The 20,885-nt window shown below is 40.2% G+C and carries 18 protein-coding genes; 6 read left to right on the forward strand and 12 right to left on the reverse strand.

Annotated features, from left to right (window positions below; translation table 11 throughout):
• Positions 1-21 precede the first annotated feature (21 nt).
• From EC328_RS07360 to EC328_RS07370, 3 genes are read left to right on the forward strand one after another with little or no spacing between them, the layout of a single operon-like run.
• Positions 22-4,746, forward strand: coding sequence for a cytidyltransferase (locus EC328_RS07360; RefSeq protein WP_128426173.1), 4,725 nt, complete (start codon positions 22-24; stop codon positions 4,744-4,746).
• Positions 4,747-4,781: 35 nt separating this feature from the next.
• Positions 4,782-5,987 (forward strand): lactate/malate family dehydrogenase, encoded by a 1,206-nt coding sequence (locus EC328_RS07365; RefSeq protein ID WP_240671462.1) that lies wholly within the window; start codon positions 4,782-4,784, stop codon positions 5,985-5,987.
• Entirely contained in the window at positions 5,984-7,024 is a 1,041-nt protein-coding gene (locus EC328_RS07370; protein ID WP_128426175.1) for a flavodoxin family protein, read from the forward strand. The genes EC328_RS07365 and EC328_RS07370 overlap by 4 nt, the downstream gene beginning before the upstream one ends.
• 32 nt (positions 7,025-7,056) lie before the next feature.
• On the opposite strand, the gene EC328_RS07375 is transcribed toward EC328_RS07370, so the two are convergent.
• The 8 genes from EC328_RS07375 to EC328_RS07410 form a co-directional block, all read right to left on the reverse strand.
• Positions 7,057-7,476, reverse strand: coding sequence for an arsenate reductase ArsC (locus tag EC328_RS07375; protein ID WP_128426176.1), 420 nt, complete (start codon positions 7,474-7,476; stop codon positions 7,057-7,059).
• 3 nt (positions 7,477-7,479) lie between these two features.
• Complete coding sequence (gene arsB, locus EC328_RS07380; RefSeq protein ID WP_128426177.1) at positions 7,480-8,550, reverse strand: ACR3 family arsenite efflux transporter; 1,071 nt, start codon at positions 8,548-8,550, stop codon at positions 7,480-7,482.
• The gene (locus tag EC328_RS07385; RefSeq protein WP_128426178.1) at positions 8,540-8,962 is read right to left on the reverse strand and encodes an ArsR/SmtB family transcription factor; all 423 of its coding nucleotides are present in this window, start codon (positions 8,960-8,962) and stop codon (positions 8,540-8,542) included. Before EC328_RS07385 ends, arsB begins: the two co-directional genes overlap by 11 nt.
• Positions 8,963-9,059: 97 nt before the next feature.
• Positions 9,060-10,427 carry an MATE family efflux transporter gene (locus EC328_RS07390; RefSeq protein WP_128426179.1) on the reverse strand — a complete coding sequence of 456 codons (1,368 nt, stop codon included), beginning with the start codon at positions 10,425-10,427 and terminating at the stop codon, positions 9,060-9,062.
• A 140-nt stretch (positions 10,428-10,567) separates the two neighbouring features.
• Positions 10,568-12,256: a phospho-sugar mutase gene (locus EC328_RS07395; protein ID WP_128426180.1), complete on the reverse strand. Its 1,689-nt coding sequence runs from the start codon at positions 12,254-12,256 to the stop codon at positions 10,568-10,570.
• 71 nt (positions 12,257-12,327) lie between these two features.
• The gene (locus EC328_RS07400; protein ID WP_128426181.1) at positions 12,328-12,831 is read right to left on the reverse strand and encodes a gamma carbonic anhydrase family protein; all 504 of its coding nucleotides are present in this window, start codon (positions 12,829-12,831) and stop codon (positions 12,328-12,330) included.
• Positions 12,832-12,905: 74 nt separating this feature from the next.
• Positions 12,906-13,313 carry a gamma-glutamylcyclotransferase family protein gene (locus tag EC328_RS07405; RefSeq protein WP_128426182.1) on the reverse strand — a complete coding sequence of 136 codons (408 nt, stop codon included), beginning with the start codon at positions 13,311-13,313 and terminating at the stop codon, positions 12,906-12,908.
• 80 nt (positions 13,314-13,393) lie between these two features.
• The gene (locus EC328_RS07410; RefSeq protein WP_128426183.1) at positions 13,394-13,618 is read right to left on the reverse strand and encodes a YdbC family protein; all 225 of its coding nucleotides are present in this window, start codon (positions 13,616-13,618) and stop codon (positions 13,394-13,396) included.
• 132 nt (positions 13,619-13,750) lie between these two features.
• Between EC328_RS07410 and EC328_RS07415 the strand changes: the two genes are divergently transcribed.
• Positions 13,751-14,401 (forward strand): TraX family protein, encoded by a 651-nt coding sequence (locus EC328_RS07415; protein WP_206363831.1) that lies wholly within the window; start codon positions 13,751-13,753, stop codon positions 14,399-14,401.
• A 66-nt stretch (positions 14,402-14,467) separates the two neighbouring features.
• On the opposite strand, the gene EC328_RS07420 is transcribed toward EC328_RS07415, so the two are convergent.
• Both EC328_RS07420 and EC328_RS07425 read right to left on the reverse strand, forming a co-directional pair.
• Positions 14,468-16,423 (reverse strand): S-layer homology domain-containing protein, encoded by a 1,956-nt coding sequence (locus EC328_RS07420; RefSeq protein ID WP_128426185.1) that lies wholly within the window; start codon positions 16,421-16,423, stop codon positions 14,468-14,470.
• Between the two features lie 120 nt (positions 16,424-16,543).
• Positions 16,544-16,768 (reverse strand): MoaD/ThiS family protein, encoded by a 225-nt coding sequence (locus EC328_RS07425; protein ID WP_128426186.1) that lies wholly within the window; start codon positions 16,766-16,768, stop codon positions 16,544-16,546.
• A 138-nt stretch (positions 16,769-16,906) separates the two neighbouring features.
• Here EC328_RS07425 and EC328_RS07430 point away from each other — a divergent pair, with 138 nt between their 5' ends.
• Positions 16,907-17,791 (forward strand): DMT family transporter, encoded by an 885-nt coding sequence (locus EC328_RS07430; RefSeq protein WP_128426187.1) that lies wholly within the window; start codon positions 16,907-16,909, stop codon positions 17,789-17,791.
• Between the two features lie 50 nt (positions 17,792-17,841).
• On the opposite strand, the gene EC328_RS07435 is transcribed toward EC328_RS07430, so the two are convergent.
• Complete coding sequence (locus EC328_RS07435; RefSeq protein ID WP_128426188.1) at positions 17,842-18,516, reverse strand: TIGR00266 family protein; 675 nt, start codon at positions 18,514-18,516, stop codon at positions 17,842-17,844.
• 147 nt (positions 18,517-18,663) lie between these two features.
• Here EC328_RS07435 and EC328_RS07440 point away from each other — a divergent pair, with 147 nt between their 5' ends.
• Positions 18,664-18,882 carry a 4Fe-4S binding protein gene (locus EC328_RS07440; RefSeq protein WP_206363832.1) on the forward strand — a complete coding sequence of 73 codons (219 nt, stop codon included), beginning with the start codon at positions 18,664-18,666 and terminating at the stop codon, positions 18,880-18,882.
• Positions 18,883-18,917: 35 nt separating this feature from the next.
• Here EC328_RS07440 and EC328_RS07445 read toward each other — a convergent pair whose 3' ends face one another.
• Positions 18,918-20,780 (reverse strand): DUF4153 domain-containing protein, encoded by a 1,863-nt coding sequence (locus EC328_RS07445; RefSeq protein ID WP_128426189.1) that lies wholly within the window; start codon positions 20,778-20,780, stop codon positions 18,918-18,920.
• Positions 20,781-20,885 lie beyond the last annotated feature (105 nt).

Here is a 20,885-nt window from a genome sequence, read left to right on the forward strand (position 1 = left end):
CCAGACCTTGGGAGGCATTCTATGAATATTAGAGAGAAGCTTGATGAATTCATAAACGGTATAGAGGCATTTGATTCTTTTAAAAGTTCTGATATTGGCTTAGACCAGACAGTGATAGAATATATTGGAGTCATTAAGGGTTTCCTGGATGGTTACAAGGTTATGGGAACTGATGAGTGGATCAGAACTTTATTTGACTATGCGGTTTCAAAATCATACCCCCATAAGAGAACCTCTCGAATAGAACCGGAGCATATAGAACTCTACGAAGCTGTCCTGACAGGGTTGAGGGAGCTTAATGGTTCCTCGCATTTTGACTACACAATAACAGATGGTTCTCATGAGTTCTATACTTTTAAGTCAGAATATGAAAGCCGCTTTATATTTGAGATGATGCAGCTTGATATGGCAGCCACAGGCCATAACACCATTGAGCATGTACTAGGTGTTAAGGATGTGGCTATGCATGTTGCTCTCCAACTAAAAAGCCTTGGTCTCCCAATAGACCTGGGTGTGGTATTGGGTTCCAGTCTTGGCCATGACATAGGGAAATATGGAGTTACCCAGCGTGAACAGCCAAGAGTACCTTATCTGCACTACTTCTATACAGAACAATGGTTCAAAGAACTTGGACTTGACAGGATAGGTCATATCGCCACAAATCATTCCACCTGGGATCTCGAGCTTGAGACTCTACCATTGGAGTCACTGGTTCTTATATACGCAGACTTTAGAGTAAAAAACAGATCCGTGGATGGGAGACTTGAGATGTATACCTACACCCTTGAGGAATCCTTCCAGGTCATACTCGACAAGCTTGATAATGTTGATGAAGCAAAGGAGAAAAGGTACAGGAGAGTATATAACAAGCTGAAGGACTTCGAGGAATATATCATCGAGCTTGGTGTGGACACAACTTTAAATGGCGGCATCAACCCCCGTGGCCAAGTGTATTGGAGCTTACTAAAGGGTGAGGATATAGTTCGCTCAGTCAAATATAAAGCCATAGAAAACAACGTATACCTCATGGCTAACCTTGTAAACCAGGACAGATTCCTGGAAATTCTGGAGGAGGCAAGAAGTCAAGCTAATTGGCGAAGACTAAGGCTTTATATTGAGATCCTCAAGGAATATTCCACTTATCTGACACAAAAACAAAAGATACTGGTGCTTCATTTCCTCAGTGACCTGATGCTCCATAAAGAGGAAGATGTCCGTAAGGAGGCCTCGGAGTTAATAGGTAGGATCCTGTCAAATTATGACGAGGAATACAGAAAAGAGCTGCCTGATTCAGTGGTTATGAATCGTCCGGATGAGACCAGCGAGATGCTTCTTGAAAAACTGCTGACTGACCTTCTGTATCCCAGCTATAAGCTTGCCGATTCTCAAAATGAGTGGCTGTATAACCTAAAGCTCATAGTAAAATCTATTTTCGAGTTCTGTCACAGGGATAAATATCCCATATATTTCGATAAGCTGAATTCATTTTATCAGGAATGTGACAGTCTGACCCCAATTGCACAGTTTTATCTTGTACAAACAATAAATTATCTTCCGCTAAGCAGCTTGGATGATGACAGAAGATCTCAACTATACAGGTATATCCTTAAAAAAATATCCTCTCCAAACACAAATATCCGACTAAGTGCTTTGGACAGAACCTCTGAAATTATTACAAATTTTGCTGATGAGAAGCTTTTTATCCCTATAAGGAACTATCTGTCTAAAATGATGGAAAAATCAAATATCCCTGCAGAGAATTATCTAAGATACATCCTGGCCATGAAGCTTAAGATGGACGATGGCGCGATTGCTGTATTTAGAGCAAACTACTATTCGGATCAAGCAAATGTATCTGAATTGTTTCTGGAAAATCTAAAGACAGCAACTGGATGGACCAATAAAAAAATAAATATCGATATCCTTTATGACCAGGTAAGAAAAAATCCCCAGACGACAGGCATTCATACAGCCATACACTTATGCAATCTGTTAAAGGTGAGTGCTGTTGAAAGGGTCAGAAACTACAGTGGTTATACATTGCTTAATATAATACCACTTCTATCGCTTGAGCAGAGGAACGACGTTGCCATTGAGTTATTGAGAGCTCTCGAAATGGACAGCTATCAGTTCACTAAGTTCATACCTGAGTACCTGGGACACTTGTTCCTGTTTCTTCCTCCGAAGGAGCTTGATGAGATCGTTGATGACCTCGAGGATAAAATCAGGGTTTCAAGACCCCAGACTGTCATTCTGTTATTAAATACTATTGGCACGGCAATAATTAATTACCCTATCTACAAGGATCTGTTCCCCGAGGATTTCAGCAGAAACATAACAAGACTTTACAGATTGCTTGGCCTTCTTCTCGTTCCAATATCATCCTATAAGGTAGAAATAAAAACAGAGGCCTTAAGGGTAATTTCATCGACAGTCTTTAACTCAGACAGACTATCGCTTGAAGATAAATTTGTGGTCTTCAGAAGAGTAGGTAAAAAGCTGTTGACTCTAATCGAGGATGCACGGGAGAATGCATTTGTATTTTACAATAATGCCGCATCCCTGAACCACATATACAGATTTATTTCTGAGTATGAGTTTGAAATAGGTGATATGGACATTGAATCTGAGGAGGATGTCGTATTCTTCCCTGGATCCTTTGATCCATTCAGCCTGAGTCACAGGGAAATTGCCAAGGAGATCCGTAATCAAGGCTTCGAGGTTTACCTTGCAGTTGATGAGTTTTCATGGTCCAAGAGAACAGAGGCCCATCAATTCAGGAGAAATATAATCAATATGAGTATTGCCAAGGAGGACGGAATTTATCTTTTCCCAAGAGAAATACCTGTAAATATCGGAAATGACCAAGACATGAAAAAACTGAAATCTATCTTTGGCAAGAGAGAGGTCTACCTTGCCGTTGGCTCTGATGTCCTGGTGAATGCTTCTGCATATAGAGGAGAAAGAGAAATTCTGAAATTTTCTCATGTAATATTCGACAGAAAAACAGATCAGAATCACATAAATGAGTCTGAAAGACTTGAATCAGCGATTTCAAGAATAAAGGGCAACGTAGTAAAGCTTACTCTGCCTACCCAATATGAAGACATCAGTTCTACAAAAATCCGGGAAAATATAGACAAGAATAGAGATATTTCAAAGCTCATCGATCCGATGGCAGCTGATTATATCTACAATTTTGGTTTGTATCTTCGAGAACCCCTATACAAGACACTCCTGGAAACGAAGACCGTAGATATCGACGTTCATAGAAACCTAAGCAGTGAACTGCTCGATTACCTTACAGGGCATTTTGGAGATAAGCTTGACATTGAAGGTCTTATTGGTATAAGGGAAAAACTAAGCTACAGGATAATACTTTTGATGGACACCGAGACTAATTCACCGCTTGGTTTTTCAGCCTTCTATTGGGTCCGCCATAGTATGCTCTTTGATGAATTCAAGGATCAGGAAACCACAGAGTTCATAAGAAATAATGCAAAGGGACGAACAGCTTTTATTTCCTGTATGTTTGCCAAGGATGATGACGACAATCTAATGGACATGATCCTGAACGAGACTTTGTCAATCGCATTAAACAGAGATTATAACTATGCTTTATACAGCAATACCATGGTCAAGGGTGAAAATAAAAAAGCTGAGGAATTCCTAAGCCTCCAGGGATTTGTTAAAACCCCCTATACCCACAGGGGATCTCCAATCCTTATGGTGGACATGAACAATCCAGTCAGCTTGAACCTTGATCTTGAGAACACTCTAAAGGCTCCTTATGACGAGGATCCCAGAGTTCAGAGAGTCATATACGAATCCAGGAAGAAGTTGAAGAAAGTTCTGGCAGATCTTTATCCTGGAGAGCTGTTGATTTCATTTAACAGGGATATGGTCTACTCAAAGCTAATACAAAAAATCTGCGACGAAAATGAGGTGCCAGTACTTGATTCAGGTAAAAGACAGCTTGGAGGTAAAATGTGCGTACCCTTTGGAATCATACTGAATAACTCCATTATTCCCAATACAGTAACGAAGACCCTTCATACTGAAAGGATCTTTGAACCTGACATTCAAAGCTTTACAGTTGGTCACTTCCCCAATTACCTGACATTGGAGGAACAATGTAAAACCATTAAATCCTTCAACAAACCTGTGATCCTTCTGGATGACCTGCTCCACAAGGGCTACAGAATAAAGATAGTCGAGCCGTTGTTGAGAAATGAGGAAATTGAGATATCTAAGCTTCTTGTAGGCATATTGTCCGGCAAGGGTAAAGAAATAGCTGAAATCAGAAACCTGAATATCGATTCTGCATACTTCGTTCCTAATCTCAAGCTCTGGTTCAATGAAAGCGGTCAGTACCCATTTCTTGGAGGCGATATGGTCAGAAGCGATTACCTTGAGAATAATCTGATACCAAGCATAAACTTCATCCTCCCATATGTCTCACCAAGATTCATTAAGGTAAAAAGCCAGGACAGTATCTACAGAATGTCAGAGGTTTCTCTGAGGAATACCATGGATATTTTCAAGGCGATAGAAAAACTGTATCAGGAGATCAATGAAAAGAACTTGACTATCGCCTCGCTGGGTGAGGTCATCCATATACCAAGGTATCCTGATCTTGAGAGGAGTATAGGCGAGAAACGCCATATGAAGCCCTCTGCATCTATCAAGATGGATCTTGACTATCTGAAAAGACTCGAGCACACCCTTAGAGGACATGTGAGGTGATTGAATTGCATTACTATAAAACTGGAGATAGTTTCTTGTTTTCAAGGCAGTTGTTTGACGATCTTGAAGATTCTGATGAAGGCGCTGTAAAAAACCATGAGAGAACCATATACTACCTGGGGAGAAGTGATCCACTTCTCTCTCGAAGGGGCTTTAAAGCGATGTCTGCTTGCCAGCTGGAAAACAAGGCTGAAGGTTTGGAGCTTCTGGAAAATAAAGAAGAGAGTATGGATTTGCCTGATTGGATCAAAAATAGGATATTTGCAGGCGACGTAAAAGTAGTCAACAAAAATTATCCCAACTGGAAAGATGAGCTTGATCCTCTCCCGGAAAAATGGAAGATCAACATAGCTGCATTGGGAGATGTTGGAAGCACTCTCGCTATTGGTCTGCGACTTCTTGGTAAAAACATCTCTGACATAGGGTTATATGACAGGAGTCCTGAGAAGCAAAAAAGATGGGAATATGAGCTTAACCAAATAAGAAGACCTTTTGATGAAGGCAGTTTACCGAAAGTGGCAAGTGCCTCCGAAGAAGATTTATTTAACTGTGATATGTTAGTTTTTTGTGCATCAAAGGGTATTCCTCCAGTTGGATCCAATGTATCTGATGTAAGAATGGCTCAATTTGAAGGAAACAGGGAGATTATCCATAAATATGCTAAGATGGCAAGAAATATAGGTTTTAAGGGCTACTTTGCAGTAGTTAGCGATCCTGTCGATCCCTTGTGTAAAGCAGTATTTATTGACAGCAACAGTGATGACAATGGAGAGATGGATTTTAATGGAATAGCTTCGAATAAGATAATCGGTTTCGGATTGGGTGTAATGGATGCAAGGGCTGCTTTTTACGCTGAAAGAGACGTTTCTCTTGGTCAATACCTTAGGGAAGGTCAGGTTTTCGGGCCTCACGGCAACGGCCTTATCGTTGCTGACAGTATGATCGATTATAATAATGAAAAGTCGATATACCTGACAGAAAAAACAGTAAAAGCAAATCTCGAAATAAGAGCACTTGGGTATAAGCCTTATGTTGCACCGAGTCTTTCTTCAGGGAGCCTATCCATAATAGCGGCGATTCAGGGCGAATATTTTTATGGCTCTTCACTAATGGGGCACGTCTATATGGGCTCAAAGATTAGAATAACAGACTCCGGGCTCGAGGTGCCCCAATATAGTCTTCATCCTTTATTGAAGGAAAGGCTTAAGGAAACCTACAATGGATTAAGGAGCATTATATGAGACAATTAACTGTAGTAATACCCTCTGAGCCTGGACGATTGCTAAAAAAAATGATAAAGAGGGCTGTAGGGGATAACTCCCACAGAATAATAAGGAGCGCCATGGAGCTTCCTGACATGACTGAAAACGATATCCTGTTTGCTGTTGAGCTAAATCCAATTGGAGTAAACACTGAAATGAATCATATCCTGGAAAAGCTCTGGGAAAGAGGCAAATCCTCGCTATCAGGCTCCAGAGGTGGACTTCTTGTACACAGCAGCTATAACTCCTTTACCAAAACAGCGTCACAGGACATAATATATCTTGCAAACCAGCTTGGTTGCTTATTTCCTGGAAGACCGGCGATTGAAGCCAATGAAAATCTGGATAATTTCCAGCCAATGGAAAAAATCTACAGAATGCCTCTTGAGGAAATTTGCCTGTTAAAATGCGAGGAGCTTGGAAGAAGACTCATATCAACACAGGAGTACTTCAGAAATAAAAGCATAGCTGTACTTCACTCGTCCAATAAGGGTACCTCTAATACTCTCCAGCTATGGGACCTTGTAAGGAAAAATCTAAGTGGGATTGATATTACTGAGGTATATCTTGGAAATGGAAATATAACTGACTGCAGAGGCTGCAGTTACAAAACTTGCAAATACTTTGGCAGACAATCAAAGTGCTTTTATGGAGGGATCGTTGTTGAGGAGGTGTATCCTGCGATAAGCAACTCTTCGACTCTGATAATGCTTTGCCCCAACTACAACGATATGCTCACTGCCAATATAGTAGCCACAATAAACAGATTAACAGCACTTTTCCGCAAAACTAAATTCTATGATAAAAAGCTCTTCTCTGTTATCGTTTCCGGATATTCCGGAGGAGACGCACTGGCAAAGCAGCTTATAAGCAGCTTGAATATGAATAAGACCTTTGAGCTCCCACCTGCATTCTCCTTGCAGGCAACGGCAAATGACCCCGGCTCCATCCTTAGAATAGAGGACATCGAGGACAAAGCAAGAGAATTTGCAAAACATATTATGAAAAACATATAGAAGACCGCCGGTTTGATATCCGGCGGTCTTATTTATAGCTGAAGCTCAATTTCCCCTTCACTTATTCTCCTGGATAGATCGACCATATTTTTCTCAATAATATCTATCACCCTGTGGAACTCCTCATCTGGTTTTCCTGATGGGTCGTCAAGTCCCCAATCCTCCTCATATTGGCTCGGAAGAAATGGACATATCACGTTGCAGCCCATTTTTATGACAATATCTATCTCTGGCAGCTCATCAAGAAGCTTTGAATGCTGAGTCTCTTCCATGTCTATTGAAAATCTGTCCTTCATGATCCTTACTGCATCCTGATTTATTTGGGGTTTTGTCTCAGTTCCAGCTGAGTAGCTGTCGAATACCTCGGAAGCAAGATGCTTTCCCAAAGCCTCGGCCATCTGGCTTCTGCAGGAATTATGAACACATATGAATGCAACTCTCGGTTTTCTCAAAATTTACACCTCCTTAAGTCTACTTGAGCCATTATCGAACCAATGCCTTGTGTTATTAGCAATCTTGACCAAGATCAGCATTACAGGTACTTCAACTAATACACCGACGACTGTTGCTACCGCTGCGCCTGATGTCAAACCGAATACAGATATTGCAACAGCAACCGCAAGCTCAAAGAAATTAGACGCTCCGATCATTCCTGCAGGAGCAGCAACATCATGAGGCAGTTTCCATGCTTTCGACCAAAAATATGCAATGAAGAATATCAAAAATGTCTGTATTATCAGAGGAACTGCTATCAACAGAATGTTTATTGGGTTGTCGATAATAATTTGCCCCTGAAACGAAAAAATAATTATAAGCGTCAGTAAAAGCCCGATTATTGTGACATTGCTGAACTTTGGTATATATACTTTTTCAAAATACTCAAGTCCCTTATTCTTTGTTATAACATTTCTTGATATCACACCTGCTGCCAAAGGAATCACAACAAATAGTACTACTGAAAGGAAAAGAGTATTCCATGGCACTAAAATGTCACTTACTCCCAACAGCAGGGCAACTATAGGTACAAAAGCCACAAGTATTATCAGGTCATTAGTGGCAACCTGCACTAAGGTATATGCGGGATTTCCTTTTGTAAGGTGGCTCCAGACGAATACCATCGCGGTGCATGGTGCCGCTCCAAGCAAAACTGCTCCAGCCAGGTACTGCTTGGCTGTATCACTATCTATCATACCTCTATAAAATATATTAAAAAATACATATGCTATAGCAAACATTGTAAAAGGTTTGATCAGCCAGTTTGTTACCCATGTAACTATTAAGCCCTTAGGATTTTCCCCCACCTTTTTGACGCTCTTAAAATCTACCTTTAGCATCATAGGGTAGATCATAAGCCAAATCAGGATCGCAACCGGCACTGACACCTTATAGTACTCAAAATTACTTAGGAACTTAGGTATTTGTGGCAAATATACGCCTATAGCTACACCTACTATCATACATAGAGCGACCCAGATCGAAAGGTATTTCTCGAAAAAACTTATTCCATGCAACTTATTACTTTTCATTTTTGGACTCCTCCAGAAATATTTGCCTCTCAAGCTCCCCTTCAAGGAAAACCTGCACCCTGTCTTTGTCGCTGGTTATATCCTGACAGCTTAGAGGACTGTCGATGTATATTTTACATTTTCTAAGTTCTCTAACATAAGCGCTCCTATTGAAAACCTGCTCTCTAAGGTATTTGAGTAAGTCAGTGCTATTCTTCTTGAACTCATCACTTAGTCTATAGTGGATCCACTGACCATCCTTATAGGATGAAATTATGCCTGATGATTTTAGCTTACCCAGATGTCTTGACACATTGGATTGATTCAAATCGAGGAGGACCTCAATTTCACATACGCAGAGCTCATAATCCGTCAACAGATTCAATATCCGAAGCCTGTTTTCATCCCCTATGGCTTTAAAAAGCTCTTCCATCTTTTCACCTCGTTATATGATTATATTCGATTATACTCATATACTATCATCCCTTAAATTTAAAGTCAAATAAAAATCCGCCTGGAAGCGGCGGATTTTATCTTATAGAAATGTATTTCCATTTATTTGTCCTGAATCTAAGTGAGATAAAAACCCATCGAACAAATTGGTCTATCAGTACTGAAAGCCATGCCCCAAGGAGTCCATATCCAAGAACTACTACGAATAACCACGCCAGTGCTATTCTTACACCTATTATGCCTGCAAATGTCGCTACCAGAGTCCATATAGTATCCCCAGCTCCCCTTAAACCGCCAGCTACAATAAGTTGAGATCCCTGAAACGGCATGATAAAGGCCATCAGCTTAAGAACACGTGTTGCCTCAGCAATAACCTCCGGGCTGTCTGTATACAGCATAGCCACATATGGTCCAAGGAAGAAGAATAAGAGTCCCATTAAAGCCGATATTATAGATCCTATGCCTCTGCTTTCCTTAATATATCTCTCCGCAAGGTCAGGATCCTGAGCCCCAAGGCTTCTTCCGGTCAATGTCGAAGCTGCAGTTCCAAAGGCCTGACCTGGTGTAAAGGATAGATTCATTATATTTATACAAATCTGATGGGTCGCATATGCAATCGTACCAAGTGTGGCAACCATTCTTGTAAAAATAAGTATTCCCGCTCTGAAAGCGATCTGCTCCAATGATGCTGGCACTCCAATCTTCACCAGGTTGTATATTACGTCGTTGTCAATTTTAAATCTATGCCTTAGATTAAGTTTTATGTGACCTTTACTTTTGATTAGGTACCTTACCAATAGTATACTTGCAATGAATTGTGAAACTGCAGTTGATATCCCTGCTCCTGTTACTCCCAGCGCTGGGAAACCCAGCAAACCAAAGATCAAAACTGCGTTACCGAATACATTTAATAGATTTACCTTAATATTTATATTCATTGGGGTCCTGGTATCCCCAGCACCTCTTAGTGCAGCAAATAAAGAGAAATTGAAGCCCTGAAATATAAATCCTAGAGTAACCACCCTGAAATAACCCATCCCTATTGATATAGTGTCGCTTTCAGCACCCAGAACCTCCATTACCCATAAGCTTTTCACCAGTCCAAGATACAAAATAGGCAGAACGAGAAAAATTTGAGTCATGATAATTATGTGTTTCACCACGGACTCTATCTTGTCTGTCTTTCCAGAACCTATGTACCTCGCTACCATTGCGGTTGCCCCGACATTAAGTGCTTGTACCAGTGAAAGGCCAACAAATATCAACTGGTTGGTTATGCCTACTGCAGCTATTGATGCAGTAGTTATCTCGGTAGATCCAGATCTACCAAGCATCATCATATCGACCATTCCAAATAGGGTACCAAGCAAAAGCTCTATAAAAACGGGGTTTGCTATCCTGGTTATGTCACCTCGGATTTTTTTCTTGTCAAATGCAGATTCCATACTATCACCCTCATATATATTTAGACACTCTAAAGAGTATAGCACTATGCTGATCCCATTTCAAGCAACTCATTCAGCATGACAAAGCACTCCGAATTCATTTGGAGTGCTTTACATGTAACTATTATTATAAACTAACTCTACTCTACTGACTCCATCCTATGCCTCACTACTTTTTCTATGAGTTCCACTTTATCCTTTGCGTCTTTTTCTGACTTACCCTTCGAGTAAATGTAAAGCTTTATCTTAGGCTCCGTTCCTGAAGGCCTTATTGCATACCATGATCCGTCATCCATATAGTATTTCAGAACATTTGAGCGTCCTGCATCCGTCTCGTCACTCAAATAGTCCACTGTCTTTTGGAGCATCATTTCGCCGATAGATTCAACAGGCATATGACGGATGTCATCCATCATTCTCTTGATCCTCTGCTGTCCTTCAACTCCCTCCAAAACTATAGAAATCTGTTTCTCGCTGTAATAGCCAAACTCTTCATATATTTTCTCCAGAACATTTAAAAGGCTCAGTCCCTGCTTCTTATAAAATCCTGCCATTTCAGCGATCATCATGGATGAAACCACTGCATCCTTATCTCTTACTAAATCCTGATAGACGTACCCTATGCTTTCCTCATATCCGAATATGAAGCTGAATGCCTCTGTTATATCCCACTCGTTTGCCATTGCGCAGATATGTTTGAATCCGGTAAGAGTTTCAAATGTTGTTACGCCAAATTTCTTAGCTATTGCCTTGCCCAAATCTCCTGTTACGATACTCTTAACGATTGCCGGATTTTCGGGAAGTGTTCCTTTTTCAAACCTCTGTGACAAAATATAATAAATAAGCAATGCACCTGTTTGATTTCCATTCAGATAGGTGTAATCACCATTATCATTCAGAACTCCTATCGCAACTCTGTCACAATCAGGATCTGTAGCAAGCAATACGTCTGCCTTGACCTTCAGTCCAAGATTTCTCGCATATTTAAATGCTTTAGTATCCTCAGGGTTCGGATAGCCCACTGTTGCAAAGGTCCAATCAGGATTTTCCTGCTCGGGTACAACAGTAATGTCTGTAAATCCCCTATCCTTCAGAACTCTTCTTACCGGAATATTGCCTGTGCCGTTCAACGGAGTAAAGACTATCTTGACAGACTTATCAATATCATCATTTATCGCCATATTAAGGAGCTTGTCGTTGTATTCATCATCGATGGCACCGCCAATTATTTCAATCAATCCCTTCGACTTTGCTTCATCAAGTTCCATTACTTTTATATCTCTAAAATGCTCAATACTGTCTATCTCATTAAGTATCTCATCTGCTATGTCATCGAGGATTTGGCTGCCTTCCTCCCAATAAACCTTATACCCGTTGTACTCCTTAGGATTATGGCTCGCCGTTACGACGATTCCGGAAATAGTCCCAAGTCTTCTAACTGTATACGACAGCATGGGGGTTGGTCGAATATCATCAAATAAATATACCTTTATTCCATTACCAGCAAGAACTCTTGCAGCAATTTCAGCAAACTTATCGGAGTATTGCCTGACATCATAAGCTATGGCAACTCCTTTCTTCATAGCTTTTTCGCCATGATTGATTATTGTTTGTGCAAGACCTTGGGTAGCAAGACTTACAGTATAGTTATTCATCCTGTTGGTGCCTGCTCCAATCTTTCCTCTCAAGCCTGCAGTACCGAACTCCAAATCCTGATAAAATCTATCCTCAATCTCGTTCTCATCTGTTATGGCTCTAAGCTCAGCCTTGGTTGCTTCGTCAAAATAAGGATCATCCAGCCATGACTGATACCTTTCTCTATATTCCATAGTCACCCCTCCATAGGTAATGTACTTGTCACCCTTAAAAATTTATACCCATTAAAGCCGTGCAATCCCAGTTAATCCAAATGCTTCTTCCAAAGCTCATTATATCTCATTGCATTGCTTTTTATGGCTTCAGCCTCTTCTTCAGTTACCTGTCTGACTATTTTACCTGGTATCCCTATCACCATTGAATTATCAGGTATTACTTTCCCTTCAGTTACAACAGTTCCAGCGCCTATTATACAATTGTCCCCAATTACAGCCCTGTTAAGGATTGTGGATCCCATCCCTATCAAGGTGTTGCTTCCTATCGTGCATCCATGTATTATCGCATTATGACCTATTACAGTGTAATCGCCGATCCTTGTAGGTATGTGAGTCTCAGTATGGACTGTGGCATTGTCCTGTATATTTGAGTACTTCCCTATCTTTATATCCTCGATATCTCCTCTCAATACAGCTCCGTACCAGATACTGGAACCTTCACCAATTTCGACATCTCCAATAACGTCTGCTGTTTCTGCAACGAAGGCCTCAGAATGAATATTTGGTTTTACATCCTTTAAATTCTTGATCATATCGTCTCTCCCAATATATATTATTTTATCCTACTCATAGAATTACCCCCAGTGAATACACCAGGGGATAAATATTATTCGAATCGTCTGGCTCTTTCAAGCCTTTTCATGTCGATTTCCCAGTCCTTATAACCTTCAATGAGGATCTTGTAATAGCTTTCAGGGGGAGCCTGCTCTTTCTTGTCTACCATGGAGTATACAAAAGCCTCGTATAGGTTCCCTTCTTCATCTTCCAGTTCAACCATCATTCGTTCATAAAGATCAGGATGACCCTCAAGTGCATCAAGCTTTTCAAGGTCCTGTTTGGAGATGAGGTACAGACCCCCAATTACATCCTCTCCCTTAAATGGTACAATATCTGCCAACTCGTTGAAGGTCAGTTTATGGTCTTTTAGTCTTACCTTCTTCAGAGGCACAGCGTGCGGACACCTTCCAGCCATGTATTTCTTGCTTAGGTTACTGGCATAAGCGAAATAAAGCATAACAACACCTCCTCGTTTCCTATTTATCTTATTACCCTAAGGTGTTTTGTTCTACTCGCATTTACATTAAATTTTCTCTGTTAGTCCAATTCTAAGCTGTTGATGATCTCCTTCAGCAACCTCATCTCCTCCTTACTCAAAGTAATGCCTTTGCCCATTTTTTGATGGTCCGGATCCCATTCTCTGATATCGTATTTTGCGGGATATTCATTCCAGGATACTTTATTAAGCTCCTTCTTCCAGCCCTTCGATGACTCGCTTAGAACACCCAGTTTTTCAGTTATCTCAAACTTGATTTCTGCCATATTTTCCTCCTTGCTAACAGTCATGATCACATTATTACTTTGCCTAATTATTATATCAGGAAGATAGTTTGGTTTCAAATATGTTGGAAATCTGCTATACTAACATTATCAAATATGAACAGGATGGAGTATATGAACTCGCTGATATTAAAGCTCATCGCGCTTACTACAATGATAATCGACCACTACGGTGCAATATTCCAACCAGGAAATCTTACCTTCAGGCTTATTGGTAGGTTAGCTTTCCCTATTTACTGTTTCCTGTTGGTTGAAGGTTTCTTTCATACCAAGGATGTTAAAAAATACTCCTTAAGACTTTTTTTATTTGCCTTGATTTCTGAGCTTCCATTTGATTATGCTTTCTTTGGTGGTATCTATTGGGGACATCAAAATATATTCTTCACATTATTTATCGGTCTTATAGCAATGATTCTGCTTGAAAAATCCAAGGATGGAAGCTACATAACTAAGCTCCTTGTGGGATTAAGCGCTGCTTTTATTGCAACGGTCCTTTCTACTGATTATGCATACATCGGAATTATATATATACTCGCCTTTTACTATACACATTGGATACCTTCATTAAAAAGACTTACTATAGTAGCTGCAATAATGTTTCTTACAAATATGATTGGATCCTCTGGATTGCAGCAATACTCCCTTCTTGCTCTGATTCCATTGATGATGTATAACAATAAGCAAGGTCTAAAAAACAAGATACTCCAACTATCGTTCTATGCAGCATATCCTCTTCATTTATTATTGTTTGCAATCTTAAAATAAAGCTAAGCCGGTGAACGTTAAACACTCCCCGGCTTCTATTTTATACGTTACTAAAGCAAATTGCCTTTATTCCTGCCAGAATAGCTTAGGATAATCAATGGTTCCTGTCTCAAATCTCCAGATAGTATCATCCCATCCCGCATACGTTGATCTCTGTACCATCTGTAATGAGGTCTTTGGCTGACCTGCGTAGGTGTCTGAAAGCCTGAAGGTATCCATATCGTAGTAACAATCCTGAGATAACGAGCCTGACCCTCTGGATCCGGAAATTGCACCTCTATACTTGTTGCTGGAGACTGATCCTACCGTATAGCATTTAGAAATCGAACCATTATTGCTTCCTGCTAATCCACCTGAAATACCATAGGTCATATCCCCAGGTGCTTCCAGGATAACAGTTGAGTTTGACCAGCAATTCTTAATGGTAGCTCCCTCAGCGTTTACACCACATAACCCACCAACCCAGCCTTTGTTATAATCATTTCCAAGTATATCGTCTGCCAACGAACGATAAGATCCATTTATTGCTTCTCTCTTGACCAATTGCACCTTAATTATCCCACTTGCATAGCTTTGAGAGATCAGTCCATAATTTGTTCCAACCAGCCCACCTACTCTAACATTTACAGCACTCTTCAAAATCATGGACGACATATCAACTCCGCACTTCTCAATCGTACCATAGTTAGTGTCCGCAAGTCTTCCAATTGAAATACCCTTAGGGTTTTCTCCGGTAATGCCGCCAGCAACAATTAGATTCTTAACCGATGCACCCGCTCCAATCTGTCTAAAAAGTCCAGCCGCGTATGAGAAAGTTATTTTATGCCCATCACCATCCAAGTGACCTAAAAACGTGTTAGTTATCCTTTCAGTAAGATTGCCCAAATTTATGTCCTGAGTCAGCTTAAAATATGTGTCAGTTGTATTAGATTTAAGGAGATCAAGCTGCTCAGCCGTAGAAATAAGAAACGGGCTTTCATTAGTTCCCTTCCCACCATCAAAAGGTAAATCGGCATCGATTGGGTAGAAACCTTCTATTGGTTTAATCGGTGCCAAAACAAGCTGAAATGGTTCTATTAATACCGGAAAGCTTATGCCAGAGCCATATGCTGCTCCTTCAGCTGTAACAATTACGTTAAGGTATTTTCCTACTTCGTCAGTGGATGGAGTGTAATCCCTTTTGACCGCCCCGGGAATAGGGGTATAGGTACCGTCCTCTGACTGACTTATTACCCATTGCCACTGGAGAACTGGATTATCCTGTGGAATTGAATCATAGGTTATCTCTCCTGCTGTGAGCTTATGACCAGGCATTGGCTTACCTTCGATCGAATCGATTCCAACAACTCTGGCAACTTGAATAAAATCAAAGGAATTATACATTCTAAGCATGGTTAGAATTGCTTGCTCCTTGGTGTATGGAGAAGCAGGACCAAACATGTTGTTAGGCAGTCCGCCCATTACTCTCTTCCCAGAAATCCGGTCCTTGACACCAGAAATAAATTCTATTGGCTCTACGGCATAATCCTGAAAGCTCAATCTGTCTGAAAACGACATGCCTGGCTCTCCTGTGTCTGTATAGCCCAATGCTTTAGCTGCTCTTGAAAGCATTGCTGCTGCCTGCTGACGCTGCAATTGTCCAAAAGGATCAAATCTGTTGTTCCCAACTCCATTTACTATCCCTAAAGCATTAGCTGCAAGTATCAAAGAATCATTTGTATCAGAAAATGTTAGAGGTTCAATCTCAACTCCTTTGACTCTCAAAAAATCTGAGATGCTCATCCCTGTTTTTGCCTGTATAAGCCTCATAACAAGATGACAAAATTCGAGCCTGTTTGTATTTTCCCTGTATCCAAGACTTACGGTAACTGGTATCAGCCCTGCTTCAACTGCTTGCTGTACCTCAGTTGATGCCCACGGACTTGGATCATCAGCATAGCTTATGTAGGGGGTTATCAGTCCTATGACCAGCAAAAATGCCATAAAAAAAGCTGTCTTTAAAACCAAACTCCTTGTTTTCATCTTATTCACCCCTTATTTAATATTGACTTATGTTATTTATACACTTTTTTCGCAGTTTTATGTGTAAGATATAAATAAATATGCTTCAATTCAAATATTGCTTAGAAAGCTCTTTCACTTTTATCCACCGCCTAATACCTGAAGAATTAGTAAAGTATCTCCTTCCTTTAACTCCTGTTCCAGGCTGGCAGGTAAGTTATTGACCAAAAATACTGAGTTAAAGAGCTCTTTATCATCATCCAAAATTTCATCAAATAAATTTTTTATCGTGCTCCCTTCATTTATTATAATCTCTAAAGGCAGATCATAATCCATTACACCTAAATACTTAACATAGATTTTCATTTTCCACCATCCTTTTGATCAACTCATTTTATAATGATATTTTATCATATGGAATAAAGTTTAATATCAATCGATACTAAGCCTCTTAACTGTCAAAATATGTTATAATCTCTTTAATACATTCAGGAGGAACTAAGTATGGACAGAAAGAAAATTACAGCAGTCGTTTTTTTGATCGGATCAACCATAATGTTCGGCTTATCATTTGTGAGTATAAAGATTTCTATGGAGGTATTTCCTCCGTTAAGCATGGCATTTTACAGATTTCTCATAGCATGCCTGATTTTGTATCCTATGCTTAGAAAAATGAGCCCGGGAGAAACCTTGAGGAAAGAGCACCTCCCGCTTATGGCATTTTCAGGCATACTTGGTATAACGATATACTTTTTCTTCGAGAATAATGGAGTTTTGAGAATCAGCCCAAATGATGCATCTATAATAATCGCTATAATGCCAGTAGCTGCTGCCATGGGTGAATGGGCATTCCTGAGGAAAAAGCTTTCGCCTATCTCATTAGCAGCAATAATAGCATCTATCCTTGGAATTTACATAATCATAGGCGGCAAGCTTGAAGGTGGAAGTGTTTCGGGTTACCTGTATATGGTTGGGGCAATTGTTTCCTTTTCCATATTCATGATAATTACAAAGCCACTTTTCAGAAATTATTCAGGTATTGCAGTTACATTTTACCAGTCAATTTTTGGTACACTTGCTTTTATACCTTTTTTATGGCTTGAGACTGTCAGATGGAGCCAGCTTAACGGAAATATTATATTCCATTTTCTTTTCCTTGCAATAGGCTGTTCAGCTATAGCGAACTTCATGTATATTTATGCCCTTAGCAATCTTAGTGTAGCCACTACTGCGATTTTTATGAACTTAATACCCGTTTTCACCTTTATCTTCAGCTATTTCATATTTGGAGAAACATTGTCTCCTCTACAATTATTTGGTGCAGCTGTTGTTATTGCATCAGTCACTGTAGTTACTCTTCAGGATTCTCTAACAAAACAAGATGTATAGCATATCAAAGGCCAGATTATCTGGCCATTGATATTGTTAATATGCTTATATCAATCCTTTGAAGGAACATATGGTATTATTTTCCCTGCCAAATTTGCGATAGGCATTGATTGGAGCGTCACCTTCCCGGGACCGATCAATCTTACAAGGAAAAGGCCCTCCCCTCCAAATAAAACATTCTTCATTCCCTTTACAGTCTCTATTTCATATCTTACTGATTCCTCAAATAAAAATACATGCCCCTGATCAACCAGCAAGCTCTCACCAGATCTTAACTCATAATCGAACAAGGCACCATCTGCCTCAAGAAAAAGTTCCCCAAACCCTGAGAATTTTTGTAATATAAACCCTTCTCCACCTAACAGACCTGAAGAAAATCTCTTAGTAAATACAGTCTCCATCTCCACCGTTTTTTCAGACGCTAAAAATGCGGATTTCTGACCTATAAAGGTCTTTCCTCCCATTTTGATATTGACTATTTTCCCTGGTAAGGATGATGCAAACACTATTTCCTGGTTATCCAACCTGGCTGTATAGTAGCTGAAAAACAAGCTTTCACCGGCCAGCATCCTCCCAAGACCTTTCATTATTCCACCTGTTGTAACCTCGGTGTCAAAGCCCTCTCCATCCATCCATGACATCGCACCAGCACTTGTTTTGATCGTTTCTCCTTTGTTTAAGTAACACCTAAGAACAGGATACTCTCCCTCGATACTAAATCTCATGTTATCCCTCCTGTGATTATCAAATATAAAGCTGTGCTCCTCTTAATCATATTGTACAATATTTACTTGTGAGTTGATACACAATAACTATTTACATATACCCCCATATGGTATATAATTGAATCAATACTAATTGGAGGTACATAATTGAAACCTGAAAAAAAACCAAAAAAAGGAAAAAAAGCATTTATTATGGAGGCAAAGTGCGATAAGTCCCCATTCTGCCCTTCTAAGAGAGTTTGTCCTACTGGGGCGATCGAAAGAGCCGGTTTCTTTATGGGAAAGATAGTAGTCAATGATGAAAAGTGCATTGGGTGCGGCAAATGTATAAAGGTTTGCCCACACAGTGCTGTCACTTTCAGGTAAATGATCAGAAGCTCCTCATTAGCGAGGAGCTTCTGTTATTTTTCCTTTAGATAGATTGAATTCAATGACAACCAGTAAGTTATACTGTCATTCTTTGCATCCAGATTTATTTCTGCAGTATTAAAAACTACTAAAACTTCTATATTGTCACTATAAAACCTTTCGCTCATGTCCTCCAAGCCAACGGTTCTAGGCTGATAAGCAGTCGGCGGGTACTTCTCAGATATCCTGTCCACATAGCTTTGCATAACTTCATCCAGTATGATTTTATCATCAAGGCTAATTCTCAACCTTGGAACAGAGCTGTTGGTTTCATTTAAAATCCATTCAACCAAATATGCTCCATTACGTCCTGACAATTCAGCTGCACCCTCGCCTTTTCTTGAAAAATCCAATAGGTTGAAAGCCCAATCATATCCACTTACATCTATGGCTACAGGTTCAAGGGTCAGGAAAGTACTGACATACTCAGATGGGGAAATATATTCGTCGTATTGTGGCCAGGCCTGTTCAAAGCCAAAGGTGTCTTTGAAGTCCCTGTAATTGGCTAAATCTCTGTCGAACCAATCCGGAAGCTCAGCATCATATTGATAGGCAAGGAATGATACGGAGTCAGTGATCTGTTCACGCAGTTCTTTATCTATTGACTCGCTTCCTGGAACTATTGCTCCTGCCTGGAGCATATTTGCCCTTATTAACAGCTTTTCAAGTCGCTGTGATTGGAGTCTTGCTGGCAGCGTATGATATCCAGCCAACGGTAATACCGCTATCAAAGCTGCCAAGGCTGTCAATATTGATATTTTAATATATGCTCTCTCTTTCTGTAAAATTATCAGCAATACTGAAACTACAGCAACTACCCAGGTAATCAGGAAAAAATATTCAGTTGTCTTCATGCCAAACCTGCCAAGCTGCACAACTAATGCCCATGCTTCAAAGCCAAGTATCAAAAGAGCAGCAACGGGATATACTCGTCTGTAAAATTTCGCCAGACCGTTATTATGCTCCGCAACCATAATATGAAGCCAAATGCCTCCCACAGCATAGCTTGTAGCTATGCTCGACAGCCTAACAAAGCTTGAGCCAATGCCCTCCATAACTGTTCTTACCGTCCACAAAAGCAAAACCACAGTCAGTGACAGGGCGATTGGCACCATTATATATGAAAAGAGTACCTCCATAAATCTTGACTGAGATTGTGCAGACTTTCTCTTTTTATCCTCCTCAGCTTTGGAGAAATCAGGAAAATAGCCGGCAAAAATTGTGAAGGTCAAAAATCCAACTATCGTGCCCAGATATTGATACACCTTATAGCTCATATCATTATAGAGAAGGGCCTGGATTGTGCCTGCAACCGCTGATGTTCCACCCATCATTACTCCTCCATAGATAGCTGCCGTAATGAATGCTTTTTGTGTCATGAAAATCGATCTGGTCATATTTGGGTTCTTTCTTGGTAAGCCGGCAAATATTACAAATGCCACCGCAACTGCAAATGAGAGTGCAGTCATTCTACCGATCGATATATCAGTGAGCCTCATAAATCTAAAATTGTCATCTGGCAAGAGCTCTCTTCCTCCAAAGAAATAGAGCAAAATAAAAATGACTGTTATGACAGCTGCAGTGAAGAGATTTGCAATAGTAAAATCCTTCACACTGTTTTTTCTTGTCCTCACATATGTGACAGCTGCAATTCCAAACAAAGCACCAAAACCAAATGCCCAGTGCAGACAATTGAAAAGGAAGTTAAACTCCTCCTGCTGTGGCCAGTCCAAGTGTATCCTTATAGCAGTGACTATTGAAAATGCAAGGGCACTTGCAATAGCTGCGGGAAATGTTCCGAACGCATCCATGGCTCCTTTTGCAACTTTTATAATAGACTTTGAGAAAGTACCCATATTCTAACCTCCAGGTTCGATAAGCTAACGTTACCATTATGATTATACCCGAATTTCAACGTATTTCATTTACATATGGGTTACAATCGGATTATATAGGATTCT

The sequence above is a fragment of the Gudongella oleilytica genome (genome assembly GCF_004101785.1).
GTDB lineage: Bacteria > Bacillota > Clostridia > Tissierellales > Tissierellaceae > Gudongella > Gudongella oleilytica.

Bases quoted from the DNA above. Each gene is read 5' to 3' on its own strand.
- EC328_RS07420 (WP_128426185.1), bottom strand. From the start codon at position 16,423: ATGAAAACAAGGAGTTTGGTTTTAAAGACAGCTTTTTTTATGGCATTT.
- EC328_RS07385 (WP_128426178.1), bottom strand. From the start codon at position 8,962: ATGGAAGAGCTTTTTAAAGCCATAGGGGATGAAAACAGGCTTCGGATA.
- EC328_RS07410 (WP_128426183.1), bottom strand. From the start codon at position 13,618: ATGGCAGAAATCAAGTTTGAGATAACTGAAAAACTGGGTGTTCTAAGC.
- EC328_RS07370 (WP_128426175.1), top strand. From the start codon at position 5,984: ATGAGACAATTAACTGTAGTAATACCCTCTGAGCCTGGACGATTGCTA.
- EC328_RS07360 (WP_128426173.1), top strand. From the start codon at position 22: ATGAATATTAGAGAGAAGCTTGATGAATTCATAAACGGTATAGAGGCA.
- EC328_RS07405 (WP_128426182.1), bottom strand. From the start codon at position 13,313: ATGCTTTATTTCGCTTATGCCAGTAACCTAAGCAAGAAATACATGGCT.
- arsB (WP_128426177.1), bottom strand. From the start codon at position 8,550: ATGAAAAGTAATAAGTTGCATGGAATAAGTTTTTTCGAGAAATACCTT.
- EC328_RS07430 (WP_128426187.1), top strand. From the start codon at position 16,907: ATGGACAGAAAGAAAATTACAGCAGTCGTTTTTTTGATCGGATCAACC.
- EC328_RS07425 (WP_128426186.1), bottom strand. From the start codon at position 16,768: ATGAAAATCTATGTTAAGTATTTAGGTGTAATGGATTATGATCTGCCT.
- EC328_RS07390 (WP_128426179.1), bottom strand. From the start codon at position 10,427: ATGGAATCTGCATTTGACAAGAAAAAAATCCGAGGTGACATAACCAGG.
- EC328_RS07395 (WP_128426180.1), bottom strand. From the start codon at position 12,256: ATGGAATATAGAGAAAGGTATCAGTCATGGCTGGATGATCCTTATTTT.
- EC328_RS07445 (WP_128426189.1), bottom strand. From the start codon at position 20,780: ATGGGTACTTTCTCAAAGTCTATTATAAAAGTTGCAAAAGGAGCCATG.
- EC328_RS07435 (WP_128426188.1), bottom strand. From the start codon at position 18,516: ATGAGATTTAGTATCGAGGGAGAGTATCCTGTTCTTAGGTGTTACTTA.
- EC328_RS07415 (WP_206363831.1), top strand. From the start codon at position 13,751: ATGAACTCGCTGATATTAAAGCTCATCGCGCTTACTACAATGATAATC.
- EC328_RS07400 (WP_128426181.1), bottom strand. From the start codon at position 12,831: ATGATCAAGAATTTAAAGGATGTAAAACCAAATATTCATTCTGAGGCC.